The 13,647-nt window shown below is 47.4% G+C and carries 10 protein-coding genes; 7 read left to right on the top strand and 3 right to left on the bottom strand.

Annotation, left to right across the window (positions count from 1 at the left end; translation table 11 throughout):
* Nucleotides 1-13 precede the first annotated feature (13 nt).
* From EI981_RS22660 to pgmB, 5 genes are all read left to right on the top strand, one after another.
* Nucleotides 14-1,324, top strand: coding sequence for an ABC transporter substrate-binding protein (locus EI981_RS22660; protein ID WP_127002124.1), 1,311 nt, complete (start codon nucleotides 14-16; stop codon nucleotides 1,322-1,324).
* 59 nt (nucleotides 1,325-1,383) lie between these two features.
* Nucleotides 1,384-2,277: a carbohydrate ABC transporter permease gene (locus EI981_RS22655; RefSeq protein ID WP_127002122.1), complete on the top strand. Its 894-nt coding sequence runs from the start codon at nucleotides 1,384-1,386 to the stop codon at nucleotides 2,275-2,277.
* 20 nt (nucleotides 2,278-2,297) lie between these two features.
* Complete coding sequence (locus tag EI981_RS22650) at nucleotides 2,298-3,146, top strand: carbohydrate ABC transporter permease (RefSeq protein WP_127002120.1); 849 nt, start codon at nucleotides 2,298-2,300, stop codon at nucleotides 3,144-3,146.
* A gap of 253 nt (nucleotides 3,147-3,399) precedes the next feature.
* Nucleotides 3,400-5,622, top strand: a complete 2,223-nt coding sequence (locus EI981_RS22645) for an alpha-L-rhamnosidase-related protein (protein WP_227011546.1) — start codon at nucleotides 3,400-3,402, stop codon at nucleotides 5,620-5,622.
* A gap of 44 nt (nucleotides 5,623-5,666) precedes the next feature.
* Nucleotides 5,667-6,329, top strand: a complete 663-nt coding sequence (gene pgmB / locus EI981_RS22640; RefSeq protein WP_127002116.1) for a beta-phosphoglucomutase — start codon at nucleotides 5,667-5,669, stop codon at nucleotides 6,327-6,329.
* 95 nt (nucleotides 6,330-6,424) lie between these two features.
* On the opposite strand, the gene EI981_RS22635 is transcribed toward pgmB, so the two are convergent.
* Nucleotides 6,425-7,831 (bottom strand): MATE family efflux transporter, encoded by a 1,407-nt coding sequence (locus EI981_RS22635; RefSeq protein WP_227011545.1) that lies wholly within the window; start codon nucleotides 7,829-7,831, stop codon nucleotides 6,425-6,427.
* A gap of 174 nt (nucleotides 7,832-8,005) precedes the next feature.
* On the opposite strand from EI981_RS22635, the gene EI981_RS22630 reads away from it, so the two are divergent.
* Complete coding sequence (locus tag EI981_RS22630) at nucleotides 8,006-8,974, top strand: helix-turn-helix domain-containing protein (RefSeq protein WP_127002114.1); 969 nt, start codon at nucleotides 8,006-8,008, stop codon at nucleotides 8,972-8,974.
* Nucleotides 8,975-9,066: 92 nt separating this feature from the next.
* Nucleotides 9,067-9,915 carry a Nif3-like dinuclear metal center hexameric protein gene (locus EI981_RS22625; protein WP_227011544.1) on the top strand — a complete coding sequence of 283 codons (849 nt, stop codon included), beginning with the start codon at nucleotides 9,067-9,069 and terminating at the stop codon, nucleotides 9,913-9,915.
* A gap of 279 nt (nucleotides 9,916-10,194) precedes the next feature.
* On the opposite strand, the gene EI981_RS22620 is transcribed toward EI981_RS22625, so the two are convergent.
* Together EI981_RS22620 and EI981_RS22615 are read right to left on the bottom strand one after the other, a co-directional pair.
* On the bottom strand, nucleotides 10,195-12,018 hold the full coding sequence (locus EI981_RS22620; RefSeq protein WP_127002112.1) for an ABC transporter substrate-binding protein: 1,824 nt from the start codon (nucleotides 12,016-12,018) through the stop codon (nucleotides 10,195-10,197).
* 138 nt (nucleotides 12,019-12,156) lie between these two features.
* The gene (locus EI981_RS22615) at nucleotides 12,157-13,641 is read right to left on the bottom strand and encodes an ABC transporter permease (RefSeq protein ID WP_127002110.1); all 1,485 of its coding nucleotides are present in this window, start codon (nucleotides 13,639-13,641) and stop codon (nucleotides 12,157-12,159) included.
* Nucleotides 13,642-13,647 lie beyond the last annotated feature (6 nt).

The following is a 13,647-nucleotide window of genomic DNA, read 5'->3' as shown; positions in this document are numbered from 1 at the left end:
GGAGGTCATTTAAATGAAAAAGAAATTGTCGATTACACTTGCAGCAGTGTTAAGTTCAGTTCTGCTCCTCTCCGCTTGTTCCACAGGCGGTAACACAGCAAATTCGGGCAACAGCTCTGCTGGTAATGGCGGCAGCAAAGAGAAAGTACATCTTACATTTACTACTTGGGGAGATGTAAACAGCAGCTCTAGCGAGCAGAAGCTGGCAGATGAATTTAATGCTTCTCACCCTAATATTGAAGTTAAATTTGAGCCAGTGCCTGGCGACGGTTATGCAACGAAGCTGACTACTTCGCTTGCTAGTGGTACTGCTCCTGACGTATTCCTGATTGGTGAAGGCGATTTCTATGCTTATGTAGATAAAGGCGTAGTTGAGCCGCTTGATGATTATGTTGCTAAGGATAGCTCTTTTGATCTGAAAATGTATCAGCAGGACCTGATCGATATGGAACGCATCAACGACAAGCTGTACTACTTGCCTAAAGATTTCAATCCACTCGCTCTGTGGTATAACAAGCGTATCTTTGATGAAGCTGGCATTGCTTATCCTAGCGATGAATGGACTTGGGACGATTTGATCGCGACAGCACAGAAGCTGACCAAGCAAGAGAACAATAAATATACGCAATTCGGCTTTAACGCTGGAACTTGGGAATACCCGATCTACACTTATCTGTGGGCATATGGAACTGACATTGCCAACGAAGAAGGTACTAAAGCTGAAGGCTTCATGAACAGTGAAAAGACAGTAACTGCGATACAGAAATACGTAGACCTGTCGACGGGTCAGAACAGAGTATCCCCAACACCGCAAGATACGGAAACAATGGGTGGAGACTCCTCCATGTTCATGACCGACAAGCTGGCTATGATGGTTACAGGACGTTGGATCAAGTCCGACTTGGATAAATCGAATGTTGAATACGGTTCCGCTCTGATTCCAAAAGGTCCGAACGGCGACCGCGCAAGCATTATCGCTGCAGCAGGCTGGGCAATGAACTCTAAGACGAAGCATAAAGAAGAAGCTTTCGAACTGATGAAATGGTTGTCCGGTACCGATGCTCAGAAGCTTCGTTCCAAAGACGGTCTAGTATTGCCAGCTACTACAACTGAACTTGAAGAAGTTAAGGCAACTGAAGAGAAAGATAAGCCAGTCATTGAAATGATGAGCTTTGCTCGCAAGCCGGTAACCATGCGTTCTGCTAACGGTCCAATCTTCAAAGATGCATTTACTCAAGCCCTTGAGAAAATTCTGGTTGGTAAGATGGATGTGAAGAGCGCGCTTGATGAAGCGGCCAAAACTGCGGACTCTAAAATTAAGTAAAATCGCTGCGGGTGAGGTGTCGATAAGGCGCCTCGCCCGCTTCCATCAAGGAGGATGTCATGAATAATTCCAAATCGGATCGGGCGGGGTACTTGTTTATTCTTCCGTGGCTATTGGGACTTATCATTTTCACGCTTGGGCCGATGATCTTTTCGCTGATTCTATCCTTCAGCAAATGGGATGTTATCACCGGCGTTGAATCTATTCAATATGTGGGACTGGACAATTTTAAAGCCATTTTCCATGATCCACTGTTCTATCAATCTCTAAAAGTTACCTTTATTTTTGCATTGGTGTCTGTACCGCTGTTCCAGGTCGCTTCGATACTAATCGCCGTACTGCTCAATATGCGTTCACGCGGAATGAAGTTCTTCCGCCTTATTTACTTTATGCCGTCTGTAATTCCAGCTGTTGCCACTTCGATGATGTGGGTCATGATCTTCAACCCGGAATACGGAATTCTGAACGAGGCGCTAGGCTGGTTCGGCATTCAAGGTCCAGCTTGGCTCCAAGATCCGAACTATGCGCTCGGCGCGCTGATCGTTATGGGTCTGTGGGGAGTCGGCAACACGATCATTATTTATTTATCTGGTCTTCAAGGGGTGCCTGAGGACTTGTATGAGGCCGGAGAGCTTGATGGTGCCGGTATATTCCGCCGTTTCTTCAGCATTACTCTGCCGCTGATTACTCCGACTATATTCTTCAATCTGATTATGGGGATTATCGGTGGATTCCAATACTTTACCCAGGCGTTCGTTATGACGAATGGCGGTCCGCTCAATTCAACCTTGTTCTACAATCTGTATTTGTACAACAAAGCGTTTATCGAATTCGATATGGGTTACGCGTCCGCACTCTCCTGGATATTGTTTATTATCATTCTATTATTCACGCTTCTGGTTATCCGCAGCTCGTCCTTCTGGGTATATTACCAGGGCGATGATCGAGACTAAAAGGAAGGGAGAGACCTACTATGCAAACTTCACTTAGAAAATTCAATCTATCCCAGTGGCTCGCTCTTCTTATTCTGATCGCGGGCTCGGCCATTGTACTGGTACCGCTGCTGTGGACAGTATCTACATCATTAAAGACACCGGCTGAAGTGTTCGGCAATTCTTTCTTTCCACAGAAATGGATCTGGTCTAACTATTCGGATGCAGTTCGTGCAATTCCGTTCTTTTTGTTCCTTCGCAATACGTTGATTATTCTCGTTCCTGTTATGATTGGGACCGTATTTACAGGTGCTCTTTGTGCTTATGGATTTGCACGCTTCAATTTCCGCGGCAAGCAGACCCTATTCCTGATCTTGCTGGCTACAATGATGCTGCCAAGCCAGGTAACATTGATTCCAACCTTCTTGCTCTTTAAACAAGTAGGCTTAACGAATTCCTTCCTGCCTTTGATTCTGCCAGCATTTTTTGGTGGACTTGGTGGAGGAGCATTTAACATCTTCTTGATTCGTCAGTTCATGCGCGGTATTCCACGCGAGCTGGATGAGTCGGCATTTGTAGACGGAGCGAACCGTTGGCAAATTTTCATTCGGATTATGGCTCCTCTCTCGAAGGCTCCGCTGATTGCGGTATCGATCTTCACCTTTATGGGCGTATGGAACGACTTCCAAGGACCATTGATTTATTTGAACTCCAATGAAAAGTATACGCTGGCACTCGGCTTGTCCATGTTCAAAGGGATGTATAATGTCGAGTGGAACATGCTGATGGCTGCGACGATTCTCATTATGCTGCCGGCATTGATTCTGTTCTTTATTGCGCAAAAATATTTCATTGAAGGCATTTCGATTTCTTCGGCTATAAAAGGCTGATGCGGCTAAATGCGTTCATGTTCTTATAATGAGAGTCAAAAGAGGACTTTTTGAATTACCTCATAAAATAAGGTCCAAAAAGTTCAGTTTTCAGCACCGAGAAGGTTGGATAAAGCTAGGGTCAGAGGAGCGGAACGTACGTAGTGGGTACGTGAGCACCGGAAGACCCGGCTGAATTCAAGATTCGATGCCGAGAACACTTCTAAGTTTGCTTCGTGATCAAAAGAGGACTTTTTGAATTACCTCTTATTAGATGGAGGAGATGAAGGTGAAGGTAGCTGGCATTAACAGCAAACATCCATTCAACTTATATTATAACGGCGGAGAATACGTCAAAATTTGTGGTACACAGGACGGGTACTTTCCGGATTTCGGCCATCATGTGGCTAATGAAATGGGCGGGATCTGGCTGCATCCGGTTAAACTTCTCGACGGCTTCTGGTTGAAGCTCACCGATACCAAACGGAATATTTCCGTCTGGTCCCGGGCTGATGGCTTTACAAGCGAGCCGTGGGGCAGTCGGTTCCAATACGACCATGGCCTCAGTTATATACCTATAGCTATGGAACGTACACAGTTTGCGCCTGAACAAGTGAAAGGCATGACTGCAGGATATGAGCTTCGTCATTATGGAGAAGGGGAACTTCATCTGAAGGTAGAACTGCTCGCGCGCACTGATCTGCGGGCGGTTTGGTACTCTGATGAGGTCGGTGTCCGTAAGGGGGCTGGAGACCAAGCTACCGTGTTGAATCCGCGTGAAGTGCTTGTTCGCGATCCTGAGAATGACTGGTTCGTGCAAGTTGGTACGGATTTGGCGGGGGATCAATTGGAGGTTGGATCCGAGCTGTATGGTCCGGAATTCACTGCCGGAGCGGGCTGCGGGATTGCCTTCCGAACCGAGTTGACGATCCCGGCCGGCGAGAGCCGCCGCTTCAATCTGTTCGTTGCTGGTTCCTATGTGTCCGCAGAAGAATGTGCGGACTCATATCGTCGGCTTGCTGCGCATCATCAAGAGCTTCTTGTTGAGAAGCAAGAGTTGTACAATGCCGTGGCAGATCGGGCCAAGCTTACGATCGAGGGGGAAGCAGACTGGAACGATGTCTTCGCCTGGGCAAAATGGAATAACCAATGGTTGATCCAGAAGGTAGATGGGATCGGGCGTGCTCTGACTGCTGGCGGACCGACATATCCTTGGTGGTTCGGCTGTGACAATACCTATTCCTTGCAAGGTGTACTAGCAATTGGCGATCCACAGCTTGCCAAGGACACACTGAATTTACTGCTGCAAAAATCCGAAGAGGTTAACGGCAATGGACGCTTCATCCATGAGGTAACGACACTTGGCGCTGTATCCAACCCGGGCAATACACAGGAGACAGCGCATTATATCGCCTTTGTCTGGGATTTGTTCCGCTGGACTGGGGATGAAGAGCTGCTGCGCCGTCATTATGCTTATTGTGTAAAAGGCATCGATTGGCTGCTAGAGGAGATGGACCCGGATCATGATCTATTCCCTTCTGGTTACGGCATTATTGAAATCGCTGGCCTGAATATGGAGCTCATCGACAGCGCTGTCTATACGGCGAAAGCTCTACAATCTATGGCTGAAATGAGCGCATATTTGCAGGACGCTGCGGCAGAGAGCAAGTATAGCGAGCTAGCAACGCGCTGCATAGATGCGATCAATCGCTCATTCTGGCAAGAGGATGAAGGCTTGTATGCCGATGCAGTCGCACCGGCTAGCGATGTAGCACCGAAGGTGGATTACCTTGTCTCGCTTGCCGAAGGGCAGGGTGTGACCGGCTATCGCGAGTATGTAGAAGGTCTACTTGCTAAAGCTACCAATGGCGGAACTGCCGACTCGGATCACGGTTGGCTACTGAACAAGAACTGGGTTATTGTAACCCCGATGGAAGCGGGAATTGCAGAGCCTAATAAGGCGCGTAGAGCGCTGGATAATATGCGTAACGATACATTTATCGGTGAATACGGTACGTATTTGTCCGGAACATTCCAGCAAGGTACAATGACGATCTCTACCGGGGTACATGCAGTAGCTGAGGCAGCTAACGGAAATGCCGATGCCGCGCTTGATCTCTTGAATCGGATGCGCCGCAGCTTCTCACGCGTCCTTCCAGGTTCCTTCTCTGAGATGTCACCTGATTATGGCTGTGTTGTGCAGGCTTGGACAATCTATGCATTGGCTGTACCGTTTATACGGCATTTCTTCGGCGTAGCACCGTTCGCTGCCCGTCAAGAATTGAATTTGCGGCCACAGCTGCCTTCAGCTTGGAGGGGTAAAGCATGCACGCTGGAGCGTCTGGTTATCGCCGATGCTGAATTTGATCTGTCTCTGACAGAACAAGACGGCGTCCTAACTGGACAAATTCGCAATGATGCCGGGTGGACTGTCACTGTGGAATGGAATGGACAGACGATTTCGAGTACAGAGAAACTCATTGAACTTAACATGTAAATACCTTAAGGTTGTAAATAAACAAGAGGAGTTGGAGTGAGAGCATGAAGCTGGAAGCAGTTATTTTCGATCTTGATGGTGTCATTACCGATACTGCGGAATACCATTATGTAGCTTGGAAGCAGCTGGGCGAATCGATCGGAATTCCGTTCGACCGTGACTTTAACGAGACGCTGAAGGGAATTAGCCGCGGTGAATCACTGGAGCGAATCTTGCGACTGGGTGGAAAGGAGAACGATTATACAGAGGAAGAGAAGGCGGAGCTGGCTCGGCAAAAGAATGAACATTATGTCTCATTGCTGGTTAATCTTACTCCAGCCGACACTTATCCTGGTATCGTATCATTGCTGACTGATTTGAATGCCCAAGGCATTCCGGCCGTCATCGCTTCGGCAAGCAAGAATGCGCCGCAAATATTGCGTTCGCTGGAGATCGACAATCTGTTCCGCTATGTCGTTCATCCGGATTCTGTGAAGCGCGGCAAACCAGCGCCAGATCTGTTCCTGCGCGGCGCCGAGGAGGTTGGAGCCAACCCGGAGCATTGCGTAGGTATCGAGGACGCAACAGCCGGAGTTGAAGCCATCAAAGCAGCCGGAATGAAGGCGGTCGGCATCGGTGAAGCCGAAGCATTGAAGGCAGCTGGCGCCGATATTGTGCTCCCGAACACATCGGGATTGAATGTGGACCTGTTGAACTCTTTATTGTAAAAGCAGAAGACAGGATGAACCTGAATATCCATTAGGCTGTGAAGTCAGCCTAGTTACAGTGGCTGAGGAGGCCGAGAGCGTCAGACAGCTCAGTGTTAAGTACAACTGAGCTGTCCTGCTGCTTCGGAGTCCTCAGCTTTTGCTGCTCTCAGAGCTATGAATTCCTGTCTGACCATAATCACGGTCCATAGTACGATGATTGTATCAATGCCAAGCGAGCCGTAATAAATACCGGATACGCCTAATACTCTGGGGAGCAGCAGCATTACTGGAACATAGAACACCAGTTGTCTGGCAATCCCGATGAGCACGGCCGGTCTTCCCTTATTAATAGAAGGGAAGAAGGTCATTGCCATGAAGATCGAAGATAAGAGGGGCAAAATGGCCATATAAATTCGGAAATGCAAGAATTGGGCCCCTGTGAAAGCTTGATCGGGCAGCATCATTCCCAGAATGAACTGCGGAGCGACCATTGAAAGGATCCAGAATGGCAAGGTTAACAACATTGAGGCGAATGTGAAGACTTTATACGAGCTAATGACCCGGTCATACTGTCTAGCGCCATAGTTTATTCCGATAACAGGCTGAAGTGCGCGCATTAGACCGAAGATTGGCGTGAGCAGGAAAGTGAATATACGGAATACGACCCCGTAGAAAGCGATATCGAGCGTTGTACCGTATTTGGCAAGAGCGTTGAATACGATGACGGCCTGCACTAAATTCATAATGTTCATGATCAGCGAGGACATTCCCAGATTTGTGATCGATTTAAGAATAGAACCATTCCAATAAAAGGCGAACGTGCTCGTCTTAAAGGAAGAGAATCCGCCCTTAAAATAAATCCAGCCCAACAGCGTATATACAATCATGCCGATGTTGGTGGCCCATGCTGCACCCTCTACCCCCAGATTAAGAAGAACGACAAGAATATAATGAAACGCAACGTCAGCTACCAGGCCGATCGCCATCAGCAAAGCCGCGGATTTCATCTTGCCTTCTGCCCGTATGATCATGTTAGCGGCCAGGCCATAGATCCAGAAGAATGAGCAGAGGACTGTGATTCGAAAATACTGATCGCCGAAAAATAATGCTTCGCCTTCTCCACCCATCATTTTGATGAATTGTGTAGAGAAGACCAGACCAAGGATCATATAGATGCCTGTGACAATTAGAGCGAGGCAATTAACATTTCCAAGCAGTCGCTTCTGGGTGCTCTTGTCCTGACGACCGATAGCAATGCTTAATACGGATCCTGCTCCGACCCCGATAAGAGAGCCTAATCCTGCACTGATCTGGCTTAGCGGATAGGCTACCGAGACGCCGGCTAATGCGTTCTCGCCAACATATCTACCAACAAAAAAGGCTGAAATGACGGCATTTAAGCCATATAAGACCATAGCGATGATAGCTGGCCAGGATAATCTAATCATGACTTTGTATAGCTTCTCATTTAATATGAGCTTCGTTTGATCAGCCTTCTCTAATGTACTTTCCTCATTCAAGGTGAACCCTCCCGGAACATTGATTTATTAAAGAATGTAATATAAAATCAACTAAATGATATTGATAATCATTATCATATAATTCGGGTTTTACAGCGTCAATGAGTGGAGAGCAACTATGGTTTTTAGAGGAAAAGCTTAGGCTTCCAGCAGTAATTACAGGGAGGATGAGCCTTGGGGAACATATTGGATAAGCTGTTTCTGCCCTATTTGTCCGGGATCGGGCTGATGCCTGTGGAGAAGGAGCATAACTTCAAACGCAGCGGTTATTGCTATTGCCTTGCCCCGACAGAAGGAAGAGGGTACTACTGGATATATCCCATAGATCGCTGGCACGCGATCGCCGTATGCGACCTTGTATTTTATCGTGACATATCCTTTCTATGCGAGCACCCAGCATCCTTAAGTCTAGGGTATTATGAATCACCGTTGGCCCATCTGATTTGCAGCAGGAAGGCTTCACGGACAGAGAATCTGATCGCCTGCATGGGTAATGAGAGTATACATAGAGAGACTTTTCAGAAGAATATGCCTATTCGGGGCGTTAGCATAAATTTGCTTCCAGAGTTCTACCAAGAGATTCTGCCGACAAAATATTCAGAGGATTTCCAGGCTTTACCTACGATCTGCACAAGGCTCGACGGAACGGGAACCATCCCGGAGGTGGAACAGATATTAAAGCAAATTCGCGCTTCTAAGCCGACAGATCATTTTGCGCGAATGTATTATGAAGGCAAGGTTCTGGAGATTATTTCACTGGTGATGCAGTGGGGAACGAATGAGCTTATGGTCCATGCTGCTCATGAAATCCCCGGTAAGGATTTGGAGGCCTTGGCCAGGGTAAAGACCCATGTTGAACGGTATTATGCTGAACAGATCCCGTTGGCGCATCTCACAAGACTCGCTTGTATGAGCTCAAGTAAATTAACCAGCTATTTCAAACGGGCTTATGGATTAACGATTACCGAGTATGTACAGATAATCCGTACGGACAGAGCGAAGCGAATGCTGCTGGATTCAGCGAAGGGAGTTGGAGAAATTGCCTGCGATGTAGGGTATCAGAGGCATGCCAGCTTCTCCGAAGTGTTCAAACGGATAACTGGACTAACACCAAATGAATTTAGAAGACGAAGCAAACTGTAAACTCGCTGGCAAAGCGTAATTTGGATAAACTTCCGATAGAAGTGGCTATGGTTATTTGTCTGCGAGCATGATAGGTTGGAGGAAAAGATACAATGATTAGTTCACCATATATAGGTGAGACGAAGCAGGGGGTATCGATTCCATTGAGTATAAGCATACGTGAGGTATTAGAGCTGTTGGCAGACTCTGATGGAGGCTCGCCGGAGAACGGTGTCGACAGGCTCGAGTATGGGGACCCGGATACAGCGGTGAAGGGGATTGCCACAGCTTTCATTGCCAGCCAGCATGTCATTGAAAGGGCGAAGTCCCTCGAAGTCAATTTACTGATTACCCATGAAGGTTTATTTTATAATCATTTTCAGCCGGGGGAACAGATTGCAAGAACAGACGTAGTACGTGAGAAGAAAAGTATGATCGAGCAGAGTGGAGTTGCCATCTATCGCAATCATGATGGGGTACACCGCTCCCAGCCCGATGGAATAACCTACGGCTTGGTACGGGAATTGGACTGGTTAGATGAACTGGATGGATATCGTTCATTTGCTGCGATGATCAGACTGCCGGGGCTGACGGTTGCGGAAATAGCAGCTCATGTTAAGAACAAGCTAGGCTTGGGACAAGTGCGTGTCGTCGGAGATCGCACGATGTCGTGCGAGAGAATCGGAGTTTTGGTTGGCTATAGAGGCGGGGGAAATCCGGTGATTCCTCTATTTGAGCGCGAAAATCTCGATTTAATCCTATATGGCGAGGGACCAGAATGGGAAACGCCGGAATATGTTAAGGATTCAATCTCTCAAAACAAGCCGAGGGCACTTGTGATCCTAGGACATGCGGCGAGTGAGGCACCGGGGATGAAATATTTAGCTGAATCGCTCCAGACGAAGCTGCCTGATATACCTGTTCATTTTATTTCTGAGGCACCGTTATTTGAAATTTTATAATTAAAGTGCGTGTTCAAAAAGGCCGGTTTTCAGCACCGAGAAGGTTGAATGAAGCTAGGGCCTGAGGAGCGGAGCGTACGTAGTTTGTACGTGAGCACCGGAAGGCCCGGCTGAATTCAAGATTCGATGTCGAATTTGCTTCTTGACTCACTTCGTGATCAAAAGCGGACTCTTTGAACAACCTCTTAAAATAAGGAACCCTTGAATCTGCCATGATGGTCATGGCCTGGATTCGAGGGTTCTTTTCTTGCTTGGCTGTGAAGCTATAGGGTTAGCTGTTTATTTTGCCGCATTATATTTATCCAGGTATTCCTTTACCTTGGCCGGATCAGCCGTCAGCTCATTGCCGGTCTTGACGATCGGACTAACAGTCGAGACCGCCTTGATCTTCTTGTTGTTATAGAATTGCAGGAACTCATCTTGATTGATCGAGTAGAGCACGGCTTTTCTCAGATCATCGCTCTTGGCTACATCACGATTGCTCGTATTGAACAGCAGATAGGATACAGCGTTGCTCTCAATACTTTGCAGCTTCAGCTTGCTGTCGCTCTCTATCGTATCATATTTCGTCTCCGGTACACCGTAGAAGAGTTGGATCTCACCGCTGCGCAGTGCGGACAAAGCGCTATCGGTATCGGCGATAAAGCGGACTTTTACAGTTGAGATCTTTGGTTCGGATTCTGTACCTTTGCGATAGCCAGGATTCTTGTAGAAGATTCCTTCATAGTCATTTTTGGAAGACAAAATATAAGGTCCGCTGGCATACAGAGTATTGTTGTATTTGCTTCCTTCCGTAACTGTGTTCTGATCCCCGTAAGGAATATCCTTATTAACATCGAACTTGGCTACATCATAAGTATTGATGCTCTCCACTTGCTTCTTGGAGACAATCCCGGCAGACTGGTGTGCCAAGTAATTCAGCACTTGCGGGAAAGGCTCAGTCGTTGTCAGCTTCACAACCTGGTATTTACCTGCTTTGTTGTCGGCTTGGTTCTTGTCAGCTACGAGTTCTTTGATCTTCGTATCGAGTCCAGCTTCCAGCGCTTCCTTGATTGTGCCGCTGCCCGAAGATTGCTTCACATTGTCCAGAGCGGCCAGGTCAGTAACGGTCTCAACGGTTTTAATATGCTCATGCAGGCTGTATGTACGGTGATCTGGTACCGAATTTTTGTCCTTGGCCCGGTCGAGGGAGAAGATGACGTCATCCGCACCTACGCGCTCACCGGTGTCGACAGCCTTTTTGTTATCGATTTTGGCAAAGTTAATGTCGTCTCTAAGGATGAAGTAATATTCCGTATTGCCTTCTGCGATGCTGTGATTATAGGATAGAGAGCCGTCAGAAGTAATTTTGTCATCATCCGTCAGATTAATCAGGCGTACATACATATTTGTGTTAAGCTGGTTAATCGATCCGTCATTGCCTTTGATCGGGTCCAGGGATGTCAGGACTGAAGCAGATTGCGTCAGAATAAGCGGCTCCTTGTCCCGTTTGGATATATCGTTGAAATCAATGGTCTCCCAAGCCAGGGAACGGGATTTCGAGAGTCGGACAGTATCCGGGTTCAGCACATCCTTGTTCACTGCCTGGCTCTTCAGGGAAATATAGAGCGGAGCAATATAAGCTTTGTCAAATACGAGATGCTGTTCCAATTGCTTGTAGGTCTCTGTGTATTGATCCGGCGTCTGGGCAGCAGCTTCATCGATTAGCTTGTCCAGCTCAGGATTAGAGATAATGCTGTAGTCGCCACCGGTCTTGAACAGCGATCTAACGGCATAATCGGGATTCCCGGTAACGGTTGTCCAGCTGGACAGGGCGATATCGAAGTTACCCGCGTCCTCCTGTGCCTTGAAGCTGCCGTAGTCTGGTTGAATGTTCAGCTTCACATTGAAGCCATTCTTTGTTAATTGGTCGCGAATAATATTAATATCTGATTCATTTGAACTCATGCTAAGCACTTCAATATCCACCGAGGTATTGTTCGGGGCAGGTGTTGTTCCAGAGTTATCTGGGTTACTTGCTACATCTGTCTTGGTTTTCACGGAGCAACCGCTCGCCACCAGCACAAACGTAAGCAGTAGTGCAAGCAAAGAAGATTTTTTCATGAATAGTTCCCTCCTGAATTGTTGTTATATATATTGATTCATTCTCATACGACAAATGAGAGGCGAGCCTCCGCATAGCTGATGAAAATGAAGGCCAACCGCAAATGGTAAAAACTAATGCCAGGTAAAGATATGAAGCTAGCTTAATTTAGGATCCAATGCATCGCGAAGCCCGTCTCCAAGAAAGTTAAAAGATAGAACGAGAGCGATGATGGCCAGCCCAGGATAAATAGCCAAGTAAGAATTTGTCTCCAAGTAAGTGCTGCCCAACTTCAGAATATTTCCCCATTCCGGGATATGCGGCTCTACGCCGAGGCCGAGGAAGCTGAGACTGCTTGTAGAGATCACCGCTGCACCGATCGTTAAAGTCGCTTTAACAATCATGGGTGCGAGCGAGTTCGGAACGATATGCTTGAAGATGATCGCAGTATCTTTGGATCCGAAAGCTCGGGCAGCATCTACATATTCGAAGGTAGAGACTAGCAGTACATTGGCCCGCATCGTCCTGGCGTAAGTAGGAATGGAGCCAATGCTTAGCGCCAGGATCAGGTTAATGGTGTTGGCGCCGAAGGCGGCTATAATCGCAATCGCTAGCAGAACCCCAGGAATCGCATATAGAATATCAAGCAGCCGCATAATGATATTGTCGGTGCGCCGTCCATAATAGCCGGATACCGCTCCAAGGATACCGCCGATAACGAGAGGGATCGCTGTAGAGATCAGTCCAACAATCAGGGAAGTACGTGCACCGAATATGATGCGCGAGAATAGACATCTGCCGAAATTGTCCGTACCAAGCGGATAAGCAAGACTCGGATGCTGCAATATAGCGCTGTAGTTATTCTCGGTTGCCATCGCGTAATCGAAGGTGAATAGGCTACAGATCGATATCGAGAACAGGAAAATGATAAAGAACAAGCCGATCATCGCCGCCGTATTTCTCGTGATTTTCTCCCAGATATCCTCCCACTTTGCCGAGGCGGGATTTCCTTGGTTGCGGATCTTCAGCAGCAGATTGATGCCGAGCAGTAGAGCAAATAGATTGCCAGTAGTGGCGGTCAGGATTAGTAGACAAGCAACGACTGACATCCACGAGGCGATGGGTTGGTGACCACGTACATACTTCGCCACAAGCAGCAATGCGATGAGATGAAATAGACTTACGATTACTAGAATGAACATCGCCGGCAGGAATGTATCTGATACATACGGCTTGAACAGATTGAGCGCCGATACCGCAATGACAAAGATACCTGTAAGTAATGTATATACAGCCAGGGCATATTCCGGGGTCCTCTGCTTCTTAACGAGATAAAAAGCCGAAGTGACCGTGAATAGATTCCCTGTCACAATACTAGCCAACTGTACATAGCCGAGTGCACGCGTGAAGCTTCTAATCTCTCCGTATAGGAGAATATCTCTCCTGATCAGCAGGGTAATGGCCGTCTGAATGATAGTGAACAGCGCATACGCAACAAAAGCGGCAAAAACATATGGCTTAACTGTCTGTGCTGAGAAATTGTAGCTGTTCAGCAGCAGCAGTACGGATAAGGCAAGGGAGACCACCAGAGCGAAGATCGCTTTGCTGTATTCCTCGGAAGTTTTCAAGTTCGTCTTGATCATATCTAC

It is taken from the genome of Paenibacillus lutimineralis (assembly GCF_003991425.1).
In the GTDB taxonomy this organism is placed as follows: Bacteria; Bacillota; Bacilli; order Paenibacillales; family Paenibacillaceae; genus Fontibacillus; species Fontibacillus lutimineralis.
Note: the sequence above shows the minus strand (reverse complement) of the source record. Positions and strands in the feature narration are given on the sequence as shown.

Excerpts from the sequence above, each read along its gene's own strand:
- EI981_RS22660 (WP_127002124.1), top strand. The coding sequence starts at position 14 with ATGAAAAAGAAATTGTCGATTACACTTGCAGCAGTGTTAAGTTCAGTT.
- pgmB (WP_127002116.1), top strand. The coding sequence starts at position 5,667 with ATGAAGCTGGAAGCAGTTATTTTCGATCTTGATGGTGTCATTACCGAT.
- EI981_RS22655 (WP_127002122.1), top strand. The coding sequence starts at position 1,384 with ATGAATAATTCCAAATCGGATCGGGCGGGGTACTTGTTTATTCTTCCG.
- EI981_RS22625 (WP_227011544.1), top strand. The coding sequence starts at position 9,067 with ATGATTAGTTCACCATATATAGGTGAGACGAAGCAGGGGGTATCGATT.
- EI981_RS22615 (WP_127002110.1), bottom strand. The coding sequence starts at position 13,641 with ATGATCAAGACGAACTTGAAAACTTCCGAGGAATACAGCAAAGCGATC.
- EI981_RS22645 (WP_227011546.1), top strand. The coding sequence starts at position 3,400 with ATGGAGGAGATGAAGGTGAAGGTAGCTGGCATTAACAGCAAACATCCA.
- EI981_RS22650 (WP_127002120.1), top strand. The coding sequence starts at position 2,298 with ATGCAAACTTCACTTAGAAAATTCAATCTATCCCAGTGGCTCGCTCTT.
- EI981_RS22620 (WP_127002112.1), bottom strand. The coding sequence starts at position 12,018 with ATGAAAAAATCTTCTTTGCTTGCACTACTGCTTACGTTTGTGCTGGTG.